Origin of the sequence: Catalinimonas locisalis, from assembly GCF_038039535.1 — a bacterium.
Taxonomy (GTDB): domain Bacteria; phylum Bacteroidota; class Bacteroidia; order Cytophagales; family Cyclobacteriaceae; genus Catalinimonas.
Genome location: NZ_JBBPHP010000043.1, coordinates 34,624 through 59,974 on the forward strand (window position 1 = coordinate 34,624; position 25,351 = coordinate 59,974).

23 protein-coding genes and 1 tRNA gene are annotated in these 25,351 nt (G+C 38.2%); 10 read left to right on the top strand and 14 right to left on the bottom strand.

Annotated features, from left to right (window positions below):
- Nucleotides 1-35: 35 nt before the first annotated feature.
- On the top strand, nucleotides 36-620 hold the full coding sequence (locus WJR50_RS28700) for a hypothetical protein (RefSeq protein WP_341296769.1): 585 nt from the start codon (nucleotides 36-38) through the stop codon (nucleotides 618-620).
- Between the two features lie 324 nt (nucleotides 621-944).
- On the opposite strand, the gene WJR50_RS28705 is transcribed toward WJR50_RS28700, so the two are convergent.
- Nucleotides 945-2,054, bottom strand: coding sequence for an AI-2E family transporter (locus WJR50_RS28705; RefSeq protein ID WP_341296770.1), 1,110 nt, complete (start codon nucleotides 2,052-2,054; stop codon nucleotides 945-947).
- A gap of 209 nt (nucleotides 2,055-2,263) precedes the next feature.
- Here WJR50_RS28705 and WJR50_RS28710 point away from each other — a divergent pair, with 209 nt between their 5' ends.
- Both WJR50_RS28710 and WJR50_RS28715 read left to right on the top strand, forming a co-directional pair.
- Nucleotides 2,264-3,568, top strand: coding sequence for a S41 family peptidase (locus tag WJR50_RS28710; protein ID WP_341296771.1), 1,305 nt, complete (start codon nucleotides 2,264-2,266; stop codon nucleotides 3,566-3,568).
- A gap of 154 nt (nucleotides 3,569-3,722) precedes the next feature.
- Nucleotides 3,723-4,949, top strand: a complete 1,227-nt coding sequence (locus tag WJR50_RS28715; protein ID WP_341296772.1) for a lipase family protein — start codon at nucleotides 3,723-3,725, stop codon at nucleotides 4,947-4,949.
- Here the strand turns inward: WJR50_RS28715 and WJR50_RS28720 are convergent.
- The 4 genes from WJR50_RS28720 to WJR50_RS28735 are packed head-to-tail and all read right to left on the bottom strand — an operon-like array spanning nucleotide 4,946 to nucleotide 8,334.
- Entirely contained in the window at nucleotides 4,946-5,749 is an 804-nt protein-coding gene (locus tag WJR50_RS28720; RefSeq protein WP_341296773.1) for a DUF6503 family protein, read from the bottom strand. The genes WJR50_RS28715 and WJR50_RS28720 overlap by 4 nt on opposite strands.
- Complete coding sequence (locus tag WJR50_RS28725) at nucleotides 5,719-6,153, bottom strand: YybH family protein (protein WP_341296774.1); 435 nt, start codon at nucleotides 6,151-6,153, stop codon at nucleotides 5,719-5,721. The genes WJR50_RS28720 and WJR50_RS28725 overlap by 31 nt, the downstream gene beginning before the upstream one ends.
- Nucleotides 6,153-6,884, bottom strand: a complete 732-nt coding sequence (locus WJR50_RS28730) for a 3-keto-disaccharide hydrolase (RefSeq protein ID WP_341296775.1) — start codon at nucleotides 6,882-6,884, stop codon at nucleotides 6,153-6,155. The genes WJR50_RS28725 and WJR50_RS28730 overlap by 1 nt, the downstream gene beginning before the upstream one ends.
- Nucleotides 6,885-6,933: 49 nt before the next feature.
- Nucleotides 6,934-8,334, bottom strand: a complete 1,401-nt coding sequence (locus tag WJR50_RS28735) for a Gfo/Idh/MocA family protein (protein WP_341296776.1) — start codon at nucleotides 8,332-8,334, stop codon at nucleotides 6,934-6,936.
- Between the two features lie 211 nt (nucleotides 8,335-8,545).
- On the opposite strand from WJR50_RS28735, the gene WJR50_RS28740 reads away from it, so the two are divergent.
- A tRNA-Ile gene (locus tag WJR50_RS28740) sits at nucleotides 8,546-8,619 on the top strand.
- A gap of 122 nt (nucleotides 8,620-8,741) precedes the next feature.
- On the opposite strand, the gene WJR50_RS28745 is transcribed toward WJR50_RS28740, so the two are convergent.
- A complete protein-coding gene (locus tag WJR50_RS28745) occupies nucleotides 8,742-9,035 on the bottom strand; it encodes a hypothetical protein (RefSeq protein WP_341296777.1) in 294 nt (97 codons plus the stop codon).
- 663 nt (nucleotides 9,036-9,698) lie between these two features.
- Between WJR50_RS28745 and WJR50_RS28750 the strand changes: the two genes are divergently transcribed.
- Nucleotides 9,699-11,312, top strand: coding sequence for an ATP-dependent DNA ligase (locus WJR50_RS28750; RefSeq protein WP_341296778.1), 1,614 nt, complete (start codon nucleotides 9,699-9,701; stop codon nucleotides 11,310-11,312).
- Here the strand turns inward: WJR50_RS28750 and WJR50_RS28755 are convergent, their stop codons facing one another.
- From WJR50_RS28755 to WJR50_RS28770, 4 genes are all read right to left on the bottom strand, one after another.
- The gene (locus WJR50_RS28755; protein ID WP_341296779.1) at nucleotides 11,313-12,143 is read right to left on the bottom strand and encodes an HAD-IIB family hydrolase; all 831 of its coding nucleotides are present in this window, start codon (nucleotides 12,141-12,143) and stop codon (nucleotides 11,313-11,315) included.
- Between the two features lie 54 nt (nucleotides 12,144-12,197).
- Nucleotides 12,198-13,499: a mannosyl-3-phosphoglycerate synthase gene (gene mpgS, locus WJR50_RS28760; protein ID WP_341296780.1), complete on the bottom strand. Its 1,302-nt coding sequence runs from the start codon at nucleotides 13,497-13,499 to the stop codon at nucleotides 12,198-12,200.
- 112 nt (nucleotides 13,500-13,611) lie between these two features.
- On the bottom strand, nucleotides 13,612-14,736 hold the full coding sequence (locus WJR50_RS28765) for a site-2 protease family protein (protein ID WP_341296781.1): 1,125 nt from the start codon (nucleotides 14,734-14,736) through the stop codon (nucleotides 13,612-13,614).
- Nucleotides 14,733-15,359, bottom strand: coding sequence for an HAD family hydrolase (locus WJR50_RS28770; protein ID WP_341296782.1), 627 nt, complete (start codon nucleotides 15,357-15,359; stop codon nucleotides 14,733-14,735). The genes WJR50_RS28765 and WJR50_RS28770 overlap by 4 nt, the downstream gene beginning before the upstream one ends.
- A 196-nt stretch (nucleotides 15,360-15,555) precedes the next feature.
- Here WJR50_RS28770 and WJR50_RS28775 point away from each other — a divergent pair, with 196 nt between their 5' ends.
- Genes WJR50_RS28775 through WJR50_RS28785 form a run of 3 tightly spaced genes read left to right on the top strand, consistent with a single transcriptional unit; the run spans nucleotide 15,556 to nucleotide 18,230 of the window.
- Nucleotides 15,556-16,566 carry an FIG domain-containing protein gene (locus tag WJR50_RS28775; RefSeq protein WP_341296783.1) on the top strand — a complete coding sequence of 337 codons (1,011 nt, stop codon included), beginning with the start codon at nucleotides 15,556-15,558 and terminating at the stop codon, nucleotides 16,564-16,566.
- A gap of 1 nt (nucleotide 16,567) precedes the next feature.
- Nucleotides 16,568-17,923, top strand: a complete 1,356-nt coding sequence (locus WJR50_RS28780) for a GHMP family kinase ATP-binding protein (RefSeq protein WP_341296784.1) — start codon at nucleotides 16,568-16,570, stop codon at nucleotides 17,921-17,923.
- Nucleotides 17,916-18,230, top strand: a complete 315-nt coding sequence (locus tag WJR50_RS28785) for a hypothetical protein (protein ID WP_341296785.1) — start codon at nucleotides 17,916-17,918, stop codon at nucleotides 18,228-18,230. Before WJR50_RS28780 ends, WJR50_RS28785 begins: the two co-directional genes overlap by 8 nt.
- A gap of 9 nt (nucleotides 18,231-18,239) precedes the next feature.
- Here the strand turns inward: WJR50_RS28785 and WJR50_RS28790 are convergent, their stop codons facing one another.
- The 3 genes from WJR50_RS28790 to WJR50_RS28800 are packed head-to-tail and all read right to left on the bottom strand — an operon-like array spanning nucleotide 18,240 to nucleotide 23,032.
- Entirely contained in the window at nucleotides 18,240-19,754 is a 1,515-nt protein-coding gene (locus WJR50_RS28790) for a SpoVR family protein (RefSeq protein ID WP_341296786.1), read from the bottom strand.
- Nucleotides 19,755-19,789: 35 nt separating this feature from the next.
- A complete protein-coding gene (locus WJR50_RS28795) occupies nucleotides 19,790-21,064 on the bottom strand; it encodes a YeaH/YhbH family protein (protein ID WP_341296787.1) in 1,275 nt (424 codons plus the stop codon).
- A gap of 39 nt (nucleotides 21,065-21,103) precedes the next feature.
- Nucleotides 21,104-23,032, bottom strand: a complete 1,929-nt coding sequence (locus WJR50_RS28800; protein WP_341296788.1) for a PrkA family serine protein kinase — start codon at nucleotides 23,030-23,032, stop codon at nucleotides 21,104-21,106.
- A 346-nt stretch (nucleotides 23,033-23,378) separates the two neighbouring features.
- Here WJR50_RS28800 and WJR50_RS28805 point away from each other — a divergent pair, with 346 nt between their 5' ends.
- Nucleotides 23,379-24,074 carry an SDR family NAD(P)-dependent oxidoreductase gene (locus tag WJR50_RS28805; protein WP_341296789.1) on the top strand — a complete coding sequence of 232 codons (696 nt, stop codon included), beginning with the start codon at nucleotides 23,379-23,381 and terminating at the stop codon, nucleotides 24,072-24,074.
- Here the strand turns inward: WJR50_RS28805 and WJR50_RS28810 are convergent.
- Complete coding sequence (locus WJR50_RS28810) at nucleotides 24,071-24,589, bottom strand: adenine phosphoribosyltransferase (RefSeq protein ID WP_341296790.1); 519 nt, start codon at nucleotides 24,587-24,589, stop codon at nucleotides 24,071-24,073. The two genes, WJR50_RS28805 and WJR50_RS28810, sit on opposite strands and share 4 nt — an antisense overlap.
- A gap of 187 nt (nucleotides 24,590-24,776) precedes the next feature.
- Between WJR50_RS28810 and WJR50_RS28815 the strand changes: the two genes are divergently transcribed.
- Entirely contained in the window at nucleotides 24,777-25,226 is a 450-nt protein-coding gene (locus tag WJR50_RS28815; protein ID WP_341296791.1) for a DUF7832 domain-containing protein, read from the top strand.
- The last annotated feature ends 125 nt before the right edge of the window (nucleotides 25,227-25,351 follow it).

Genomic DNA, 25,351 nt, shown 5'->3' on the forward strand with positions numbered 1-25,351 from the left:
TGTAACAATGTTGGGCGCGTTTAAATTAGAGAAATATGATTTTAGCTTTTATCATACTTTGTGGAGGGATTTACAATATCAGTGATCCCCAGGAAAAAAATTTCAGTGAAGAAGAAATCAAAGAAGTAGCTACCTCTTTCCACGATTGGTACATAGAATACCTGAAAGATTTTGACAGCAGATCTAAAGAATCATATGCCTCAAGTTTGGTACAGGTGGTTGAGGGTAAAGACGGGAAAAGCAGACTTACACTAGAAAACTATGTAGATAAGCTGGAGGATTTAGGGACTATTTCCCAAAAGTTTATTGAAAAGGAAAGACTAAGAGTAGCAGAGTGTTCACAGTTTTTGTCAACAGTAGACTGGGAGGATTTTCAAAAAGCAGAAGGCTATGAATACGATGAAAAATGTGGATTCTTTTATCATTATTATTGGCTAAGAAGTCAGGAGATGCCTGATAAAGTCAAAGCTTTTAATGTGGAGAAAAAAGATAATCATTGGAGCGTTTGTCTCAAGTTCTTAAACATCCGAGACGGAAAGGAATATCTTGGAAGCTCTTATCAGCCTAAGGTAAAAGTTGAGGATATCAATGGTGTACTGAAGATCACCGATATCAAATAAGCTAATTGAACAAGCTTCAAACACAATACACCGCATGCTTACCTCTTATTATTTGAAATCACTCCCTGAAAATTTCAATAATGAAAACCAAATACATATTTACTGTATTACTTCTGCAAGTCTTACTCCCCCCTTCAACGTCACCCGCGGTGGAACTGTCGCCAGAGGACACTGATTGTTATTGATGATCGTTAGCATGAGCGCATACTTTTCCTATTAGCAGAAGCTTGAAGCTAAGTCTGAGAAGATTAAAATACAGTATCATGAATTGTATTTTGTTAATGACCTTCTTCCCCTATTCTACTCTCATACAGTCATTCTACTTCATACTTTCTCCTTGATCTTATCTATGACCTCCTCTACTTTGTTAGTGTCCGAGTCCTCTTCTTCGTTTTTAGGATAACCCAGCAGGAATCCGTAGGGCTTCAGCGGATCTATCACATCAAAAATCACTTTAAGCGCTGCAACAACGGGTATGGCCATGATCATACCGATAGCCCCCCAAACCATCCCTCCTATATATAGCGCAACAATCACCGCAAAAGGGTTAAGAGACACTTTATTACCGACAATATTGGGCGTGATAAAATTACCTTCCAGAAACTGTACACCCCAGAACATCAATGCTACCCCCAATGGATACATCAGAGAATCTTTGGTAAGGAAGGCAAAGAGAATAGGCAGTATAGAGCCAATAAATACCCCGATGTAGGGAATGATAGTCAGCATAGCCGCCAGTAAACCAAAGAACATGGCATGTTCTATCCCGATGAGCATTAAGCCGGTCGTATTGAGCACTGCCAGAATGAGTATTACGGTAAATAAGCCAAGTACATAGGCACGTACCACTGTAGAAACTTTATAGATGGTAACTCTCAGCTTTTCATGATGCCTTTGGGAAAAGGCTTTGTACAAAAATTCTACAAAGAAACTCCGGTAATACAGGAGAAAAAACAAAGCAATGAAGATGAGTACAAAAGAAGTAAAAAAATCAGCGGTAGCTGAAAGCGTGGAACTCAGGATAGAAGTACTGCTCTTCACAAAATCATTGATAGAGTCTTTCAGATAAGCGGTCTGCTCACTTTCTTCCACGCCAAAATTAACCTCCAGCCAGTCGTGTCCACGGTCTACAAAGCCTTCAAACTTTTGTCCTATTTCCGACAAATCATCAGTAATAGACCTTACCTGATAGGAAATGAAGTAAAAAGTAAAGAATAATACTGCGAAGATTGCGATAATTGAGACTATCGCACTCAGCCCACGGGGCAGCTTCCAGCTTTCCAGCTTACCACATAAGGGCTGGAGAATAAAAGCAAAAATCAGTGCTACCAAAAGGGGCACAAAAAGTGCTCGTCCGACGATCAAGACAAAGAAAATCATGATCAGGCTGAGCATTACAACAAAAAATTTCAGGTAAGAAGGTAGTCTGAGCATAAACTATGTAAAAAAAAGGTTAATATAATAATTTGATAACCTAATTGGTTAAACATTGGTTACGCAAATGATCAACAATATGTCGTCAAAATAACGTTATGGATATAACAATTTTTTTTTCTTTGACATGCAAGGAGTGAATCCAAATGTAAAGGTTTGTGTTGAGTAAAAAATTGTAGTTCAAGAAGTTAGTTTAAAACAATCGTTGTATGAATAGATATTGGTTAATATTACTTGCTTTTCCTGTGCTCTTCTTCACCGCCTGTGAAGATGATGAACCTTTGCAGGAACGGGAAGTACAGAATGCACAAAGTGCAGAAGAACTAGAAGAAATTAATGCTTTAAATCAGGAAGTATATGATATCATGCAGGAATGGTATCTCTGGAACGATCAGCTTCCTGACGTAGATCTGGCAGATTTTGAATCAGCTAACGAGCTGATGAATGCTTTGAAGTATTCTCCCCTGGACAAATGGTCTTACATAGAAAAAGAGGAAGAGTATGATGCCTATTTTGAGCAGGGTGAATACGAAGGCTATGGTTTCAGAATGGCTTTTGATGATGACGGTAACCTGAGGGTGGCATTCGTGTACAATGACTCGCCTTTTGGCAGAGCCGGTGTACAACGTTCCTGGATCATCAATAAAATCAATGGAAAACTCGTAAGAGACTTACGGGAAGACGGTGCACTGAACCAGGCTTTGGAAGGCTCTTCGCATAACTTTGAGATTATCCGTACCGATGGTTCTACAGTTTCCGAGACTGTAACCAAAACCACTATAGGCATCAATACAGTACTCAAGGACCAGATTATCCAACTCAACCAAAAAGAGGTGGGCTACCTGGCTTTCAACAGCTTCCTGGCTACCTCTGAAGAAGAGTTGAGAGCCTCTTTTCAAAAGTTTAAGGATGCTGATATTGATGAAATGATTATTGACCTTCGTTATAATGGCGGAGGAAGGGTAAACATTGCCAGTTGGATGGCCAGCAACATATTGGGAAGTCAGGCTATTGGGCGCAACTTTATGGAATATCAGTTTAACGCTGACAAAGCAGATGAATATAATGAACAGGAAGGATTTGTAGCACCTGAAATTCCCCTTGATCTTGACCATGTGATCTTTATAACTTCCAGTGCTTCTGCTTCGGCAAGTGAATTGCTGATCAACGGTCTTCGTCCTTTTATTGATGTTACATTAATTGGAGATGATACTTATGGTAAGCCGGTTGGAAGTGCTCCTTTTAAGTTTGGAGGCTATGCAATCAACCCTATCATTTTCAAAATACTGAATGACCAGGGCATAGGAGAATATTATGATGGTATTCAGGCCGATGCTTATGTGATTGACGATCTTACCCATGATTTGGGCGATCCTGAAGAAGCCAGACTCAAAGAAGCCCTGTACTTTATTGAATATGGAATCTTTTCAGGTGTTGCTGCCCGTCAAAGTTCGTTTATCAAAGACCAGCAAATTGAGATGGAAGGCTTTCGCAGAGAAATCGGAGCTTATTAATGCAAGCTGTATAAAGAATATTAAGAGGGTATAAGACCCTCTTTTTTTGTTTTACTTAGCCTTACCGTTAGCTTTCACTTTTATTCAGCTTTTTTCTCTATTTTGAGTTTTAGTACATTTATCGTCCACCCATAACATTTAATTCAGATCATCAATGAGGCAAAAAAGAGCGTATAACAGAATTTGGATACAGTTTTCCTGGCTACTCTTAGTTTTCTTTCTCCTTGCCTGTGAAGAGAATGAACCTATTTCGGAAGTTAATGAAAGGGAGTACCTTGTTGACTTTGAAAAGATAGGCAACATTGAAGCTAATACACTAAGGGGACTTGCTCAACTGTTCAGCCCTACTTTTGACCGCGCTGCCATTGCGTATAATTCTGAAATTTATAAGATCACCTTTCAGTCGGAATACAAAGATAATGCAACGACTACTTCTGGTATAGTCTGTATCCCAATGGGATCAAAAACCACTGACTTTCCATTTCTCTTAGGCTTTCACCCTTCTATCAGTAGCCAGAATGAAGCGCCAAGCAGCTTTGATGGTAATCTGCAAAGTGGAGTTGAGCTTTTTGGCGCATTAGGTTATATCACTGTCATTCCTGATTACATCGGTTTCGGAAGCTCATCATCTCTTCCCCACCCCTTTCTGGTGCGCGAAGCAGTAAGTGAAAATAGTGTGGATATGGTAAGAGCGGTTGAGGAACTTCTTGCTGAGCTAGAGCAGGCTTACCGAAAAGAAATCAGCCTGATTGGTTATTCACAGGGAGGCTATAATGCAGTGGCCACGCTCAGATATTTTGAAAGTGAGCAAGCTCTGGAAGGCTGGGAAGTAGCAGCTACTGCCGCAGGTGGAGCTACTTTTGACTTACAGGCCATGCGAGAACAGATATTTCAACAGCAATTGTACGATGCTCCGCAGAACATAGCTTTTTTGGTCTATAGTTATCACAAGTACTATGATTTTGAAGGAGGTTTTGATCAGTATTTTCAGGAGGAATATGCTGAATTTATCTCAACAGCCTTTGACGGCAATCTAACTTTAGGACAAATCAAAGGGAGGCTCAGCAGTAATCTAGAACAATTGTTTCAGCCTGATTTTCTAGAAGAACTTAGAACATCTTCCAATGGAAATTTTAATGAAGCGTTGAACGAAAATAGTATTATCCCCTGGGAAGTGCAGAGTCCATTGCATATTTACCATGCTACCCGAGATTCCGTCATATCCATTGAAAATAGCAGAAGCTTTTTTGAGACAATTGAAGGAATGGGAAGCCAGCAACCCGAGTTCACTGAGCTTACCGAACCTGAAACCCATACCAGTGCAGGAGCGCCTATGTTACTGGATGGAATCTCATGGCTACTGGATTATCAGAAACTTTAGTCTGAGATACTTGCTTTGGTAGGAGCAAGAAACTTTGCCTGATCAGGTTCTCTTTCCTCCAATATTACATTTTTGTAACCTGAAGCATAACGAAATTCACCCAGTGAGTCATTTTCCCAATTGTAACGTTCGCTTGTCAGGGGAACCCGCAAACCATTTACCTGCTGCCATTGTGAATATAACCTTGCGCCATAACCATCAGCATCTTCACCAGTAAAATAGGTAACCGTATAAAGCAGTAATTCCATCCGTTTATTATCAGGATTTATATAAATGATATATTCATCTTCAGGAGAATCCCCAACTTCACTTTCATAGGTAAACCGCATAACCTCATATGCCTTTCCCTGAAATGTCCGGGGTTCCAATACTTCATGTACCACTCCCGGATCAGCGAATACGAAAGGCAGGGCGAAGAAATAAAACTGGAGATTATGATAAAAACGGGCAGATCCTCCTGGAAATTCGCTTTCCTTACCAGTAAACCAAACCTCATCTCCATTATACCCAATAGTGTATAGATCATTACTAATCAATACTTTACGGTTTTCCAGATCAACAAGCTGATGATCTACAAAGGTAGTATCCGAATACAGATCAAATTCTAGCAGCTGCATTTCACGCCACCTTTCAAGTCCACCGTGCGCATCCAGTACTTCATTTAACAATTCCGGTAGCGAATCCTGAGTTATCAGCTCAGCATTACTTTCACGCTTAGTGCTTGAGTCAGCGCAGGCATAAGTGAAGAAGAAAAGCAGAGACAGGCATATTAGCTGGAGTGGTCTTTGATGATTACCCATTTGCCATTTATTTTTTGGAAAAGTAAGCTGAAATATCCCTGAAGATTATCTGTACTTCGGTTGAGGTTCCATTGGCCGATCATAGCATAGTATTCAGGGGAAAGGCGGTTCAAATGTAAAATCTGAAAACTTAGTTCTCCCATTGCCTCTCTGTCGGGATAACTATGGTGGTAACGGTCCAGGGTATTTTGATAACCATAGGTGATACCATTCTTACCGATAAACATCAGCGAATCAGACTGTAAGTAACCTTCCATAAAGCAGTCAAGATCCCCTTCATTCCAGCATTTCACCTGATTGTCCATGATGGCAAGGATAGCCTCTTCATCAGCTGAAGCGTTTTGGGAAGTGCAGGAAAATAATCCCGCACTTACCCATAAGAGTAATAAGATAACTCTAGTCATCAGAGCTTTTTAATCTTGATTTCTTTAAACCAAACTGCATCGCCATGACCTTGCAATGCAATGTGTCCGGATTTAGCTTTTCCGTAGTCAGGCATATCCTTAAACTTAGTTTGCGCTACCTTCTCTTCCCACTCGGGTGTCCATAACTCATAATCAACAACTTTCTCACCATTAAGCCAGTGCTCTACTTTTCCATTATTGACCACAATTTTGGAATGATTGTACTCTCCGGCTGGCTTGGTAGGCTGGCTGGTAGGCACATGGAGTGCATAATTTGCGGCAGTTACCTGAGCATCTTCCAGTTCATAATCATGCACCTCTTTATAGTTTTCTGCATCAATCAACTGGTACTCAGGGCCGGTTTCATATGTGCTACCGTACTTCTCATCTTCTACCACATTATAAATTACCCCGCTGTTTCCCCCTTTTTCTATTTTCCAGTCAAACTCCAGAATATAATTCTCATAAGTATCTTTGGTGATAATGTCACCACTGCTACCGTCGGTGGTCAATTCACCATTTACCACATCCCAGTTAAACCCATCTTCATTGTAATTTCTCCAGTGGCTAACATCATTTCCATCAAACAACATGATCCATTGTTCAGTACTTTCCTGCGCAACAGGCTCAGAATTTACCTCATTGGATTCAGCATTCTCCTGGCTTGATTGCTGGCATGCATATAGCATTGAACATGAAAGCGCAATGCTTGCTAGATATTTTGATTTCATAATTATCTATGATTATACTTTTTGAAGAGATTAATTGAGGTACTATATGTTATGCTGAAACAATTTGCATCTTCTCCGGGTCCCAGTTTACGATCTTGTTTTCATACAAACTGATATTTGAAGCAAGTGCCGGACCTGCAGCTCTCAAACCGAATATCGGATCTTCAATCGGCTGACCTCCTTTACGTATTGAATTGAACCAGTCTGCAAAATGATCTTCACGCATATTATAACCATCTGGTGCACGATAGGTCATCTCTCCGGGAGGAATCATTTCCGCTTTTTCATTTCCATATTTCTCATAATACTTCTTTTTGAAAGCTTCCTGGGTGGCTTCAGGAAAAGTTTCGTAAGTATCCCAGCCTCCAAATCCCGGTGCTTTAGGTAGTTTCTTTCTTCTGATGGTTACGCTGTTTCCCCCTAAGACCATTTCACCCTCATTCCCTACCAATCGGGTTTGATCTCCACCTCCTGAGCCATCCACGAAATTTACCCGAAGTGACATATTAAAAGCAGGATGATTATTAGTTTCCGGATAATCAAATAATCCCAGCATAACGTCAGCAACGTCTCTGCCATCTTCCCAGTACCTGAGCCCGCCAGTAGCGTAGATTCTGTTCGGACCATGTGAACCAGTAATTGTATGCAGGCGGGTAAATAGGTGTACAAAAAGATCTCCTGCCATACCAGTCCCATACGCCTGATAATTTCTCCATCGGAAAAATCGCACCGGATCAAATGGTATGTCGGTAGCATCTCCTTCAAACATATCCCAATCACAGGTTTGGGTAGAAGCGTCAGGAGGAATAGAGTATTGCCAGGCACCCCGGACATCAAACCTGTCAGTGTATACTTCCACAAAATTAAGTTCGCCAATTTCACCTGCCTCAAACAGTTCTTTAGCTTTTTGCATCACAATAGAATTGGCCCATTGACTTCCTACCTGAAAAGGCACTTTAGTTTGCTGATGTACTTTGATTACTTCATGACCTTCATTGATTTCCTGCACCATGGGTTTTTCACAGTATACTGCTTTACCTTTTTTCATTGCTTCAATAGACATACGGTCATGCCAATGGTCAGGAGTGGCAATAATCACTGCATCAACATCAGGATTATCCAAAATTTCATGATAGTTCATGGTAGTCTTCACCTGATTACCATACACTTCTTTAATTTTGGTGATATGCCCCTGATAGCAATCGGCTGCCGCAATAAATTCTACTCCGTTTTGGGTCAAAGCGGTATTCACATCTCCAAAACCCATCAAGCCCATACCTATGCAGGCAATATTAATACGATCGTTTGCGGGCGTAGCCTTTCTTCGCTTTAGAATTTGAAAAGAATGATCAGCTGCAAATACAGACGATCCACCTGCTACAAGAGCCGCAGAGCTTCCCAGCTTTTTGATGAATTTTCTGCGAGAGGCTTTATCAGGATGCTTTTTCATTAACAATTTAGATTAGGTAGAGAACATAGTAGAAAAAGCTAAAGCTAATAAAAAAAGGAAGAAGTGTAAATATTGAGAAAGGGTGCTATCAATACTAAAAGTTTGATTACTCAGTATGATGAGAATAAACTTTGAAGTCAAAAATTTGTGTTATTAAAGAGAATATCTATTTTTGCGTTCCAATACGCCGAGAGGCATATAAATCTCGGTAGGGCCCTTAGCTCAGTTGGTTAGAGCACCTGACTCATAATCAGGTGGCCGCTGGTTCGAGCCCAGCAGGGCCCACACTCCTAAAGCACTGAAAAGCAAGGATTTAGGATCAAAATCAAAGCCACTCAAATTGAGTGGCTTTTTTTTTCACAATTCACTCTGTGAAAATAATGAATTAAACTTCGTTGACCTAAATTCTATTTACTAGCTGCACTACTGAGCTGAGGATCAGCGAATTTTAGAGAATCTTCTTGATATTTTGGTATTGAGAGGGCACTGTCCACCGGAAACATGGGGTCGTAAATGGTGACCATCTCTATGGTTTTCAGTTCACCTTTCTTTTGGCGATAAGAAACACTTTCAATCATGCCAAAGCGGTTTTTTGCCGTCAGATATTCTTTAGGAAGCGAATCAGGCCCCAATACAGAGAAAGTAATGTCACGAATACTATCATTCAGTATGAAGCTGCTCTGAAATGCAGGACAGATCATCCCCCGATTGCAAGCAGATGAAATCAAACTGATTAAAATAATGTACTTTATGGTTGAGCCGAATATTTTCATCAGCAATTTTAAAAGGTACCTGGGCCTATATGGCTATGAATGTATACCATGCATACAGCACAAATATTCAGCAAATCAATTGTACATTACCTTTTTATTTTATGAATTTTATTACATACAGTTGATTTTGATACAATGTGATAAGTTTTTATTTCTATCAAATTTATAAGTATTCCAAGATATATGCTTCTTTCCTACTGGTTATTTCTTAAAGAGAACAATTAAAAGAGTTTATATAATCCCTTCATATACAATATATTAAGCATAGCAATTTTATTGAGATTAGCACTTCGTTTTGTCAGGCTAAAATATCACTATACTCCAATTTTGTAAATTTGTTCGTAAAGTCATCTTTTGAGCAATTCCAAATAATTATTTTGCTAATCTGTAATAATGTTGAGTTTTCTAGGACCATGTAGGATAGATTTTTAAAAGTTTGAAGTTTACTTCAAGTCAAAATGATATTAGCTTAAGTATTAATGATCTCTGCCATCAAGATGAGAATGCAAAGTTTGAAGAATGCTTGATGCACAATTACATAACCATATTGTAGTTTCAAGGTTGAGGTAGAAATAACCAAATTTTATAAGCTTGAAAGATTTTGCTGAACTATTCACCGCCTTAGACCAGACAAATAAGAACAATAACAAGATAGCACTGCTCAAGCAATACTTTGAACAAGCGCCTGATAAAGATAAACTTTGGACCATTGCCCTATTTACTCACAAACGCCCAAAAAAACAGGTCAGAACCTCCTTTTTAAAAGAATGGACAACCGAACTGGCAAATATCCCATACTGGTTGTTTGAGGAGTCTTATTCCAATGTAGGTGATTTGGCAGAGACTATGTCTCTATTATTACCCGAAGCTCAGCAGCAGCAGGATAAAGGTCTTTCTTACTGGATTGAATACTTACAAAACCTGGAAAGCGCTAGCGACGAAGAAAAGAAAGCACTAATCACTTCTGCCTGGAAAAAAATGACCAAAGCTGAGAAATTTGTTTTTAACAAACTTATGACCAGTGGATTCCGAATAGGTGTGTCTCAAAACAATGTAATTCGTGCAATCTCAGAAGTTCAAGATATTGATAAAACCGTAGTCGCCCATCGTTTGATGGGTAACTGGAATCCAAACACTACCAGCTACAATAGTTTGATCGTTGAGGAAAACAAAGAAGATTTCCTTTCCAGACCCTATCCCTTTTTTTTGGCTCATGCGCTGGAAACAAAAGATTTTGAAGAGATAAAAGATATCAATGACTGGCAAATAGAATGGAAATGGGATGGCATCCGTTCTCAATGTATCGTCAGAAAAGGCAAACTGTTCATCTGGTCCAGAGGTGAAGAACTATTAACCGAGAAATTTCCTGAACTGCACTCTTTTAAGGATTTCTTGCCTGACGGTACTGTCATTGATGGAGAAATACTTCCGTATAAAAATGGCGAACTCTTAAATTTTGCTGCTTTACAGACCCGCATAAGTAGAAAAAACCTCAGTAAAGCTATTTTAAAGAATGCACCGGTAATTATCAGATCCTATGACCTGCTAGAATGGGAAGGGAAAGACATAAGGGAAAAACCTCTAGCTGAAAGAAGAGCCATTTTAGAAGATCTTCACCATAAACTCAGGGATACCTTAAAGTTTTTTCAACTCTCCCCACTTGTAGAAACCAATGATAAAGCTCAACTTAAATCTCTGAGAGAGCAATCTCGCGATTATTTTGCCGAAGGTTTTATGCTTAAACATAGGCATTCAACCTACCAGGTAGGGAGAAAAAAAGGGGATTGGTGGAAATGGAAAGTTGATCCTCTTACCATAGATGGAGTGCTGATCAATGCGCAACGGGGCGCAGGTCGCAGAGCAGGCTTATATACAGATTATACCTTTGCAGTCTGGGACTTTACAGAGGATGAAGCTAAGCTTGTCCCTTTTACCAAAGCTTATTCTGGTTTAACAGATGCAGAATTTCGTCAGGTGGACAACTTCATTAAAAAAAATACCCGGGAAAGGTTTGGCCCTGTGCGCTCTGTAAAACCTGAACTCGTTTTTGAAATTGCATTTGAGGGAATTCAGCAGTCTAACCGGCATAAATCCGGTGTAGCGTTAAGGTTTCCTCGTATGTTGAGATGGAGACATGACAAAAAAGCTGAAGATGCAAACTCTCTGGAAGAGCTAAAAGCATTACTTAATGTATACGGAGGATAATTAAGCAAAGATAGACTGAATGGCAAGGTTCCACCCTTCAGGTCCGATTGCATTTACTTTTTGAACGTATAAATCAGCAATTTCCTGCCATTTTCCGGAAGGTTTCTGTACTAAAAATGGATGATCAACAGCTTTGAGCAATGGTAAATCATTGGCAGAATCTCCCAAGCCCACCGTTGTAATTTTACCATATTTAAGTTCAAGTAGCTTATTTAAAATGTTCACTGCCAGACCTTTATCACTTCCCTTCCCCATGACTGTGTGAAACTTGCCTCCTGAAACGCATTGTAAATTATGATCTTCTAGTTTTTGTAGAAATGCAATACAACTTGAAGAGCCGTTTACGCCTTTCAACAATGTCTCAGAAAAATCGCGACTGGCTGCTCGTTTGGCAAAAGCCTCATCAAGACCAGTCAAATCCATAATTTCTTGTATTGAAAGGTCTTGATAACCACACACTTGTGCTTCAGTTTCAGCTCTTGAGAATGCAATAATTGACCTGATCTTCTCAAAACTCTCACCCAAAACAATAGTGGTGTACCCACCTAATTGAGAGATTTTATAAGGTTTAAGAAAATCCTGATTGTCAAGCTCAAAATCAAAAAAGTATTTGGGAATGATGATGGCACTACCATTTTCCACGATAAAAGGAAAATCCAGCTGTAAAGCTTTACGATAAACTTCCTGTTCTACTCTTGTTTTGGAAGAACAGAAAATCACAGGAATCTCTTTTTTCAAAAGTAGCTCAACCGAATTTTGAGTTGTTTTATAGGAATAATTACGAAAATCCAGAAGAGTCCCATCCAAATCCGTATATACTATCCACTTCACTGCTGGAATGATCTATTGGTGAAAATTGAAATATTGTCTATATAAGTATACCCATTACTTCATTTCTAATACCTTTCCCTGATCAGGAAGATGATCTCCCTGCTGATTGGCCTTGTCTCTGATTAATCCAGGCTGCGCATTTTTTATTTTTTTACTTAGGTCAGCTTTCAGGAATTTCGCATATGGCTGATTCTCTACCGCCTTCAAAAATTTCTTTAAGTCTGCATTTACTATTGCAGGATAATAGGATAAAGTCTCAGATAATTTGTCCCCTCTTTTTAGTAATTTCCGGTTATAAAGATCATCCATAATCTCCTGCTTCAGCGGCTCAGGACAAATAGGAGAACGATAAATTACTTCCATCGCGGCACGACTCATGTCCTTTACGTGTTCATCACCTTTTACCTCGTGCAAATGTGGGTTTCTGGATTCAATCTGGAATACCTCTATCCTATTCTTCAGAACATCCTTTTCAGGATTACCGATGATTCCTCCAAATCGCTCCAGCATATTGATATAATGATAAGGTTCAATGGAATATCCTGAAGAGAAATCCAGTTTAGCCGCCAGATCCATGGTCATTGCATGTTCACCTGCATTGCCAGTTTTAATGATCTCGGTACCATAGCCGGTATAATTACTTACCAGTGAATTTAAAACCCTGTTGGTGTGCTCGGAGGCACGACCTCGTTTTGCAAAGAAAAGGTTGGACTCAACAATTTTGGGCTTGCTATGCCATGATATTCTGACCATGGCATACTTGGATTTTGTAAGAATAAAGCCTGCGCAATATTCCTTTACATATTCCAGCACCGCACCAGGGAAGAAATTATCAGAATCAATGAAGCCAATGTATTTTCTACCAGTAAGATAACCAATAATGGTGCTGAGAATCATCCCTTCTGCCTTACCACTTTTTACATTACCTTCTTCATCCAGAATATATTTATAACCGGAGGCCTCACATGCTTTAGCAAGCACCGGATCTTTCTGATGTACTACCATTACCTGTTTGCCCATGAAACGGGCAGCATGCTCAATGGCATCTTTCTCAATATAAAAGCGATCTATTGGCTCACGGGGGCTATTTGAGACGATAACAACCAAACAACCATTGGGTATTCCTGACAAAACTCCTTCAATAAGTTTGATGCGCTCTTCCATCACAGGCACCACAATTACCATTTGCTCTTCTATCTCATGCAAAGATTCGTAAGAGAGCCTTACGATGGTAGAATTTTCTTTTCCTTCATTTTTGGTAAACAGTAACCCGGCATCAAGCTCGTATACTTTTTGAACATCATGGAACATGATAGGACCAAATCTTTCTACTTCACGGGGAATTTCAATTCTCATAAGTACAGTAAGTAAGGGAGCCGATTTTAATACGGCCTTTTCAATAAAACACCGCATTAATTTAGCAAGTTTACACCGCTAAGCCAAAGTTAATTTCAAAATTTCATAAAATTTAATATTCTATTACAAATGGCTCAGGACTAAAACAGAGAATAAATATGATTAACGCTAACCATCCTAAAATTTTTCTTCCAGTACTCAGTGGATAATTGATCATAACAGGAGGATGATAAATCCCTAAAAATCTTCCCAATAATAAAGCAAATACGAGCCAGCCGGGATAACCTATCAACAATGGATTAATACTGGAAACCAGAAACTGAGCACTGAAAATTGACAGTACTACCATAAAGTTAGTTTGAGCAGAAGGTGAGAATCTGGAAAATATGATATATAAAAATCCCAGATAAAGGGGGATGCTAAAGAGCAAATCATTGGTTGGCTCATAGGGATTTATGGTACCTAAACCTGCATAAAAAACAAAGATGATGAATAATGTGGCTGACACTTTGCGTTGGAGCCGATTTCCTATCAGCCCATACAATATATGGCCTCCATCTAACTGCCCAATCGGTATCAGGTTTATGGCTGTAAAGAATAAAGCCAGAAAACCAGCAAGTAACCAGGGATAATGGAAAATTTCGTTGGCGTGCGGTAACCTTTCCGGATCAGCTACATATACTTTGAAAAACTCAAAAAGTAAGTTTGTTCCTAGTGTAAATGAATCACTATCGTCCTCATATACATGATTAGCATAATCTAACCCATATTCTTTATATTCAGGATGAATTTCAAAAATATATTCAGGAGGCGGCAAGTGAGTGAAACCGTAAAATAAAATGCCTATCGCTACAACAAAACCTGCTAAGGGACCGGCAATTCCTATATCAAAATACTTCTTTCTGCTGTCTACAAAATCCTTGATCCTGATCACTGCTCCAAAAGAGCCAAAAGACGGACCTAAAGCCCAAAACCATTGCGGCAGATAATAAGGTAAAGTGACATTTACTTTGTGCTTTTTGGCAGTAAAATAGTGCCCGAATTCATGAGCAGTCAGGAAAGCTAAAAAGGGTATTGAGTATGAAAAACCTTTAAGGAAATAATCCCAGGTGAGTTGGTTTTCTTCAATAAACAAGTACCTGCCAAACTGCCATTCAGCTCCCGCCAGCGTGGAGGTGATCAGTGTAATAACAAAAAGCCCAATGTGAATACTTAATCGCTTGATTCTGGGATTCATAAGTCAGAAAAAAATTCAACAATGCCTTTTCCCGGCTGAACATGAAAAGTTTGTAAGCCTGATGCTGAAGCAGCTTCTATATTTTCAAGTCTATCATCAATAAAAAGTGTAGCCCCAGCATTGAGTTGACTATCATTAATGACATGTTGGTATATTTCAGGTTCAGGCTTTCTAAGATTAAGCTCATGTGAGTAATAGACCTTATCAAAAAAATGTTTCAAATCCTCTTTTCCACTATTCTTTGAAATAATCTGGTTAAAGGCATTTACATGAATAGCATTTGTATTACTCAACACATAGGTTTTATAGGAATGTCTAAGCTTCTGTAGAATTTGCAAACGTTCCTGAGGAATATGTAAGAGCATTAGATTCCAGGCTCCATCAATTTCCTCATCCTTAATCTTATGGTTCTCCGTGAGTTCGCGAATGCCCTCTCTGAATTGCTGATCACTAATCAGTCCCTTTTCATAATCTAAAAATAACTGAACCTCCAGGTTTAGAAGTTGTCCATCATTTTTTTGGAGGTTGAAATCTGCTATAGCCTTAAAGGAACGCTGAGGGTCTATGTCAATAATTACACCTCCCAGGTCAAATATTATATTTTGAATGTTATGTAGATTCATAAGGATCAAAGATGTAACAATAGCGCATTAAATCAAAAATCATTACCAAGCTAAGAGTTTTTAAATTTTATAAGCTTTAATAGTTGCTTATTATAGTTAGTTTGTGCAGGTTCTGAGCAAATTCAAAGGATAGCTTTAATGACAATTTTCAATCTGTTTTTCAAGACTAAAATTCAGCTAAATTATTCTTTTACGCATGGATCATAAAGGTGTACAAAGATTATTGCTCAAAATAGGAAATGTTGTTTGTGATCATGTCTACCACTCTCTACAGCAGCATAATCATGAAACATTAAGGATAGTAGCAGAAGAAACTGAGGAAGACACTATTTACGCTATTGATAAAGATGTAGAACACCTCATCTTACCACTCATTGAAGAAGAAGCTGCATCCTTGGGAGGAATCAAGCTGATTGCTGAAGGATTGGATTCAGATAATGGTAAAAACCTCTTTCCTTCAAACCATAGCGAAAACCCAGCAGTACTTATCATTATGGATCCCATAGATGGTACCAGAGGAATTATGTATAATAAAAGATCTGCTTTTTTCTTGGCTGCCGCAGCACCCAACAATAGCTCAATTAAGTATTTGCAAGATATAGAAGTTTCTATAATGACTGAGATTCCAACTTCTAAGGCCTATTTAAGCGATACCTTTTTTGCCATCAAAGGAAATGGTGCACATGGGCTGCGAAGAGATTTGATCAATCATACCACGGCTAAATTAAATTTTAAGCCCTCATCTGCCGAGAGCATTATCGGAGGTTTTGCCCAGATTGCCAGATTTTTTCCACCCGGAAAAGAAATATTAGCCAAAATTGAAGAAGAACTTATCGCACAATTAGATGATATTCATGAGGGTAAGGCTTTAATATTTGAAGATCAATATATTTCCAGTGGAGGTCAATTGTATGAGTTGCTTATGGGCCATGATCGCTTTGTGGCAGACCTTCGTCCACCACTTTATAAGCATTTAAGAAAAAAAGGTACACCGGGAGGATTAACCTGCCATCCTTATGATGTATGTGCAACCTTGATAGGTGAAGAAGCTGGTATAATTATTACGGATATTGAAGGTAATAAACTAAATGTGCCTTTAGACTTAACAACACCGGTTTGCTGGTTGGCTTATGCAAACTCTCGTATACATAAACAGGTGGAGCCTGTACTACAGAATATTTTAAGAGAAATTAACTGGATCAATTAGTATGAGTAAAATAGCAGGTATTTTAAAAGAATTTTATGCCAGTCATCAACAAAAAGTATTTCAGGGAACAGCCCCGGGAAGACTTGATGTGATGGGTGGAATAGCAAATTTTTCTGGTTCATTGCTGATTCAGAAACCTTTGATGGAGGAGACTTCCGCTTATATTTCCTATCGCGACGATACGGAAATCAATATTAAAACGATTATTCAGGGCGAGACTCAAACGTTTTCTACCAGGTATGAGGAAATTGTTGGAGAATTTAAAGTACCCAATTATGATTTTGCTCGCGAACAAATTTTAAATAAAGAAGGCGGAGAATGGGCCGTCTACATTGTGGGATGTCTTCTTATTCTTAACAATAGTCGTAATTTAAAGCCTGAAGGTATTGATATCTTAATTACTACTGAAGTTCCTATCGGAAAAGGCTTAGGTTCATCAGCATCTCTACAGGTATCGGTGCTTAAGGCCATAGTAAGTTGCTTAAACCTGACAATGAGCACTTATGAAATTCCTATTATTGCTCAAAAAGCTGAAAATCTGGTAGCTGGCAAGGCCAGTGGTATAATGGATCAGTTAGTAGCCCATAACAGCAAACAAAACAAGCTAATTCCTCTCATTTGTCAGCCTCACGAGGTGTATCATCCGATTGATATTCCTGATCAGGTATATTTTGTAGGCATCAACAGTGGTGCTAATGATTCTCAAAGGTCCAACAATGTGGCGAACTCACGTACTGCCTCTTTTATGGGTTATAGTATGATCGCTTTAAACAGCGGAGCTACCCTAAGAGACCTTGAAGTAGCAAAAGAGACTCAGGACTTCAGCAAACTTCCCTACGGTGGTTATCTCTCAAATATTTCACCTTCTGATTTTGAAAAAAACCACTTGCCCTCCTTACCAGACTTTATCAGCGGACAAGAGTTTTTAGAAAAGTACAAAAAGATTATTGACCCAATATCTTTCATAGACAGAGACCAAAACTACTTGTTAAAAAATATTACTAAACATCCGGTGTATGAAAACTTCAGGATCAAATTGTTTGCTCAGATTTTGAGGAATTATACTACTGAATTTCAAAACTATTCTAACAGGCTCCAACTGATGGGTGAGCTTATGTATCAATCCCATCAGAGTTATTCTGACTGTGGACTGGGCAATGATAGTACCGATCTCATTGTTCAGATGGTCAAAAATAAAGGAGATAAAAAGGGTTTACACGGAGCAAGAGTTACTTCCAATGGTAATGGAGGCACTGTCTGTATCTTATGCAGTGGATTATCCGGTCCTGAAGCTGTGCATGAACTTTTCAGAGAATATAAAGAAGCAGGAAATACCAAGGCCGAATTTTATGCTTGATATGAATAACCAATCGTATTGGACTAACTTTGAAATAAAGCTTGAATTACTCAGGCAACTGGATGGTACTTCTCTTGTTTTTCAGGAAAAACTAAAGCAGATTTTTCTGGACATGAGACTTCAAAATGAAGCTTTAGAATCGCTTTTAAAAATGGCCTCAAGGATTGTAGAAAGTACTGATGCTAAAAGCAGACAAGTTTTTATTGATAATGTGGAAAGAGTTACTTTTGACCCTCAATTATCACCTATAAGTAGTCCTCCCTTAATAGATTTTCTGAGGGAGTTGCAAAGAAAAAAAGCTGTGTAATTCACAGCTTTAACATTCGTAGAAATCTTCATCTATTCCAGCTTTATTTCTGGAATGTAACTCTACAGGAAACTCCCAAAGATATCTCACATGCCTTACTGTACTATCTGCTTCATCTTCATCAAGGAGTTTTTCATCATGAATATTGTGAATTAATGTGAGTTTACTGGTTTTATGAAGGTCTACTTGATCAACCTGTATGTCCGGCACCCGGTTGGATCTATCATATTGATTACTCAGCATCTCACGAATTTTACGATACCCCCTTTCATTATGTATCGCTTTAATTTCGTAAAAATCATTATCCTCATCATCAAAGATCCCAAAAAGCTTCATATCCCGGATGACTTTGGGTGAAAGATACTGTGCAATGAAGCTATCATCCCTGAAGTTTTCCATAGCATAATGCACTTCCGTCAGCCAGTCCTTACCAATCAAATCAGGAAACCAAGCTTTATCCTCTTCAGTAGGATCTTGACAAATACGTTTGATATCCATAAAAATATTAAAGCCCAGCGTATAAGGATTAAGTCCAGAAAAATACTTACTACTATAGTCTGGCTGATATATCACGCCGCTATGACTTTTAATAAACTCCAACATAAAACCATCACTTAAATAGCCAAGGTCGAATAGCTTATTTATTATGTGATAGTGCATAAATGTAGCAAAGCCTTCATTCATAACCTTGGTCATGGTCTGAGGATAGTAATATTGGGCTACTTTACGTACAATCCTTACAATCTCTCTTTTCCATATCGGCAATGTAGGTGCATTCTTTTCAATAAAGTATAAAAGGTTTTCTTCTGGTTCTAACGGATATTTTTTTTGCCTTTTGTATTTGTCTTTCTTCAGTAATAATTCCTCATTAGGCAAAGTTCTTAGTAACTCATTAAAGTTCTCTTTTTTTACTCTAGTCAAGCGCTTCAATCGCTCTCTTTCTTTATCTGCTGATAATTTAGGAGGCTTTTTATACTTATCTACTCCGTGATCCATTAAAGAATGGCAGGCATCTAGTACCTTTTCTACTTCTTCTTCTCCATATTCCTCCTCACAATTCATAATGTAATCTCTAGCAAACACCATATAGTCAAGAATGGAATCAGCGGATGTCCAATCTTTAAACATGTAGTTATTTTTAAAGAAGGCATTATGTCCCTGACAAGCATGAGCAATGACCAAGAGCATCATACAGGTAGAGTTATTCTCCATGTTGTAGCTGATACAAGGATTAGAATTGATAACCATTTCGTAAGAGAGGCCCATCTGTCCTTTCTTATAACTGCTTTGGTTGATTACGAAATCTTTACCAAATTTCCAGTGAGGGTAAGAAGTAGGTAATCCAATGAGGGAGTACGCATCCAGCATTTGCTCAGATGTGACAATTTCAATCTGATTGACGTAAGTATCTAGTTTGAAAAACTCTTTACCCACCCAATTGGTAAGTTCGTCAGCAGCTTTTATGGTTTCAAAGTCCCAATTGGGACTACTAAACATTTCTTTTAATTTTTCCTTATCCATCATAGTAAATAAACATGTTATTTTAGCTGATGCATAGCCTAGACTTCTTCATTCACCAGACTTTTCTTTTTAAATAAAGCTTTAAATACCGGCCAGATTTGACTGACATCGTTGATATTTCTCATTGAAAAGTTTTCTTCTTTCCTCAGTTTCTTATAAGCATGCCAAAGGTAACCTTCAAGTCCACGGTTTTTAATCTCTATGTATGCCATATACTGTATCTCTGTAAGAATATCATTCTTCAATATCTGGCTACATTCCACTGCATCACCATTTGACCACACATCTCCATCTGAAGCCTGACAACAGTATACATTCCATACCTGAGGGTCATAACGCTCTTTCATTATTTTATGCATCAATTTTAGTGAAGGGGCTACAACTGTTCCTCCACTCTCCCGGGAATTAAAAAATTCCTCTTCATCTACTTCCTTAGACTCGGTATGATGTCGGATGTAAACTATGTCTACATTAGTATATTGCTTGGTCAGAAAAAGATAAAGTAGAGTAAAAAAACGTTTTGCGATATCTTTTTCATGATACCCCATGGAAGCTGAAACGTCCATGATACAAAACATCACGGCAGAAGTTGCAGGTTGGGGTACTCTTTCAAAGTTGTTGTATCTTAAGTCTACATCTTCAAAGAAAGGTATGGTATTCCTTAGCTTTGTTAATTTTTCAAGCTCTTTTTCCAGGGTAAGGCGAACATTTTCATCTTTTTCATTAGTAAGCTGCTCCTTTAGCTTTTTGATTTTTTGGTCATAAACTCCTCCTATAGAAATTTGTCTGGCTAAAGAATGTTGATAGCTCGTTTTGACATTGAGACGTGAGGGAACACTATTTTTGGTATAACCTGCTCTCTGGTTCTTAAAATTAGTGGTACTTTCCATATATTTTTTGACCATATTGGGCAGTTCCAGGTCTTCAAAGAAATATTTCAAGAACTCTTCTCTAGATAGAATAACCACAAAATCATCTTGCGTAACTTCAGGGCTATTGGAACCCTTTCCGCTACCATTACCCTTGCCATCTCCTTCCGGTTTAGGAATTTTGTCTCCCTCAGAAAACTTATCATTTCCTGGCCTGATATATTGTTTTTTACCCGAACGAGGATCATGCCTGAAGTTAGGCTCATTAATACCTTTAATAGGCACTTTTACCTTACCCCCACCATTGCTGTCCTTAATACTTTCCTGGCTGATAATATCAGGTATGGCTCCTTTAATCTGGTCTTCCACCCTCTTCAAGAACTTCTGACGATTGTTGGTAGACTTACCTTTTGTGTTCTTTCTTCTATCTATAATATTACTCATACATGTGAATATTTATAACCAATAGACCACATAATACAATTACGCCATTGTCTTTCTAACCCTCAAAAACCAATCAACCAGTATTCTTATCTGCTTTGCTGTATATCCTCTTTCTACCATCCTTTTTGTAAAATCACGGTGTTTTTTCTCGTCTTCATCATTACTCTTGGCATTGAAAGAAATCACCGGCAGCAAATCTTCAGTATTGGTGAAGATTTTCTTTTCTATTACATTCTTTATTTTTTCATAGGCATCCCATCGGGGTGTTTTGCCTCCGTTATTTGCTTTATACCTTAATGTGAAATTGGTCACTTCCGCTCTGAAGTCCTTAGGATTAGCAATACCAGCAGGCTTTTCTATTTTCTCAAGTTCTTCATTGAGCATGCTTCTATCTAGGATTTCACCTGAGTCAGGATCACGATAATCGTTATTCTGAATCCAGTAATCGGCATAGATAACATATTTTTCAAAGATATTTTGGCCATAAGTACCATAAGATTCTATGTATGCCTTTTGAATTTCGTCGGCGATGAATTCAGCATATTTATTAGCCAAAATAGATTTGATAATGTTTAGATATTTTTCCTCCGTTTCTTTATCCATTTCCAGCTTGATCACTTCTTGTTCAAGTACGTAAAGCAAGTGGACGGGATTGGCGGCTAACTCTTCATTATCAAAGTTGAATACTTTTGAAAGGACTTTAAAAGCGAAGCGGGTAGATACGCCTTTCATCCCCTCATTAATACCTGCATCATCACGATACTCTTGAATTGATTTAGCGTTGGGATCAGTTTCTTTAAGTGTTTCTCCGTTATACACTCTCATTTTAGAGTACAGACTTGAGTTTTCGGGTACTTTAAGCCTTGTCATTACCGAAAAGTGAGCCAGCAAAGAGAGCGTCATTGGGGCACATGGTGCTTCATCCAATGAACTTTCTCTGATTAGTTTTTTATAAATGTTAATCTCTTCATCAACCCGCAAACAATAAGGTACCTGAACTTTATAAATTCTATCCAGAAAGGCCTCATTTTTCTTATCGTTAGCAAATTTAGCCCATTCTGACTCGTTTGAGTGTGCCAGAATAATACCATCAAAAGGAATAGCTCCAATGGGTTCAGTACCTTTATAGTTGTTTTCCTGCGTAGCAGTTAATAATGGATTAAGCACTTTAATAGGTGCTTTAAACATTTCCACAAACTCTAGTACTCCCTGATTAGCAAGGCAAAGACCTCCCGTATAAGAGTAAGCATCAGGATCACTCTGCTGAAAATCTGCAAGCTTACGGATATCAACTTTGCCTACCAATGTTGAGATATCCTGATTATTTTCATCACCAGGTTCTGTTTTCGCTACTCCTATTTGATTTTGAACAGAGGGGTATAGTTTCACAACCTTGAAGCGATTTACATCTCCATCAAATTCTTTTAGTCTTTTGGATGCCCAGGGGCTCATGCAGGCAGGAATATATCTGCTGGGTATTTTGTATTCTTCTTCAAGTTCTTTTTTGTAATCGGCAAATAGACCCAGCGGGCTCTCAAATACGGGACTGATCTGATCCCCTGCTTTCAGAGCATATATTGGCATTACCTGAATCAATTGTTTGAGCTTCTCTGCAAGCGAGCTCTTACCTCCACCTACGGGGCCCATTAGATAAAGAATTTGCTTCTTTTCTTCCAAACCCTGAGCAGAATAACGGAAAAATGATACAATTTGCTCAATGGTATCTTCCATTCCGTAAAACTCTTTGAAAGCAGGATATACTTTGATCACCTTATTAGAAAAGATACGGCTAAGTTTAGGATCTTTCTTAGTATCAATTAATTCAGGTTCACCAATGGCCTGTAGTATCCTTTCTGAAGGCTTAGCATACAGGTGAGGATCTTTCTTGCATTCTTTCAAGTACTCCGAAACGCTCATCTCGTTAAAGGAAGTACTATAATTAGTTTTAATCTTATCTAAAACACTCATAACATCAAAGATTTCTTGGATACAGGAATTAAGGAAAACATGGTACTTTTTACCATGTTTGAATACGATAGGAGTCTACTGATAAAAGCTATTGTGTGATAAATTAGTTCAGCTTATCACCATAGCCAACACCATAACATAACGAAATATTAATCAATTATGTATAAAAGCTAAAGTCTCCGGAAGACCAAATCTTAGCTATAGTTTATTGATTAATTTTTAATAAAACAATTAATATAATTAAATATTCATATAATATCTATAACATACTTATATATTTCTTGGTAATTTTGACTAAGTAAGTAAGTACTTCAAATTGACGTAAATCTTAAAAAACATAAGAAAGATGAGAAAAAATGCCATTGTTACCGGAGCATCAGGAAATCTAGGAAAGGCTGTTGTAAAAATGCTGCTAAAAGCTGACTACAAAGTAATTGGTACAGTCTTGACCGGTGAGCTCAGTGATGAAAATGAAAAGCATCCAAATTTTGAAAAGTATACTTTGGACTTAAGTGATCAAAAAGCGACTGAAGCTTTTATACATTACACATCAAAAAAATTTGAACATATACACTTTTCAGCTCTTTTAGTTGGTGGTTTCGGGATGAACAATTTTGAAGATACTACTTTAGATGAAATTCATAAGATGTTCAGGCTGAACTTTGAATCTGCTTTTCTTATTTCCCAACAGATTTACAAACATTTAAAGAAACAAAAGAAAGGTGGAAAAATTTTATTTGTAGGTGCTAAACCTGCGATTGAAAAAAGAGCATCCAGTGGGTTAACTGCTTATGCCCTTTCAAAAACACTGGTCATCAAACTTGCGGAGCACATCAATAGTGAGGGTGCATCACATAATATTTCTGCCTCAGTGATTGTACCTAGTATAATTGATACTCCTGAAAACAGAAAAGCTATGCCAGATGCAGATTTTAGTCAATGGGTTAGCCCCGACCAGATTGCAAATGCTTGCCTGTTTATTGCTGATGATGTTTCAACCCCTTTACGAGATGTGGTGTTAAAAGTATACGGGCAGTCTTAATATTTGATAACAGAGTTTATCTTATACTCAGGAAGCTTTTCTCTTCCATTCAGGAAAGTGAGTTCTAGTAGAAAAGAAACCAGAACAACTTGCCCTCCCAGTTTTTCTACAAGCTTACATGCAGCTTTGGCAGTACCTCCTGTGGCCAGCAGGTCATCGTGTATAAGTACTCTTTCACCTTCTTTGATAGCACCCTGGTGTATTTCTAAACTATCTGTTCCATATTCCAATGCATAGCTTTCCTTCAAGGTTTTATATGGCAGTTTACCAGGTTTGCGTACAGGAACAAAACCTGCTGATAGTTTATCTGCCAAAAGGGCTCCAAATATAAATCCTCTCGCTTCAATACCAACCACTTTGTCAATTTCCATCTCTCGGACTGGTTCATAGAGCGCTGATGTTGCTTCTTTGAAGGCCTGTGGGTTTTCTAGGAGTGTAGTGATATCCTTGAATAAAATCCCTTCGGTAGGAAAATCAGATACATCTCTAATATATTTCTCCAGCGAATGCTTCATATGTTTAAGAAAAGGATGCTTCAATTTGTCCGCTGCATATTACAAAAAAACTACTAGGAGTGATAACGGATACCACGTTGTCAAGTGATTTTCCACAAGAGTAATAAAATATTAAATATGAATGCTTTTTACAGAACAGTATCGTATAGATTTGTTCAAATCCAAATAACCTCAAATAAAAGTATTTATGAGTGAAGTAGAATCGTCTAGCAGAAAAAGCATTTATGATAATGCAAAAAATCATTTCCTTGGCAATTTTCCTAAGCAGCTTCCTATTGAACAAGCCTATGTGCATATTGGTATGTACCTGGGCTGGATAATTGAACAGGACTTATACTCCCCTTATTTTGAGGATGAGGCTGATACACAGATATATCGTTTTAAGAAGCGTCAGATCAGTTGTACGATTCTTTCAGAAATCTGGGACGGTTACTTAGGGTATGAGCTATTCGGTGAGGAGGGGAATTTATTCACTTATTACTATTATGGTGGCGGTATTTACCACAAGGATTATCAGACACTTCTTGCCAATAACCTACCTTCTATTTATCATGTGAATGATGATTGGGAATCCTATGATAAAATGGCGGCTCAGATTTCCAAACGTTTTGAGGATTGGAAAAAAATAATCGCCTAAAAGATTTTTTCATTTATAAGCCATATTACCTAATTTACCGGACTACTAATTAACTGATGTTACGCATGATTGGATTATAGTTGATTAAAGTTACGATATTAGCCAGAAAGAACCGAGCAGAATTT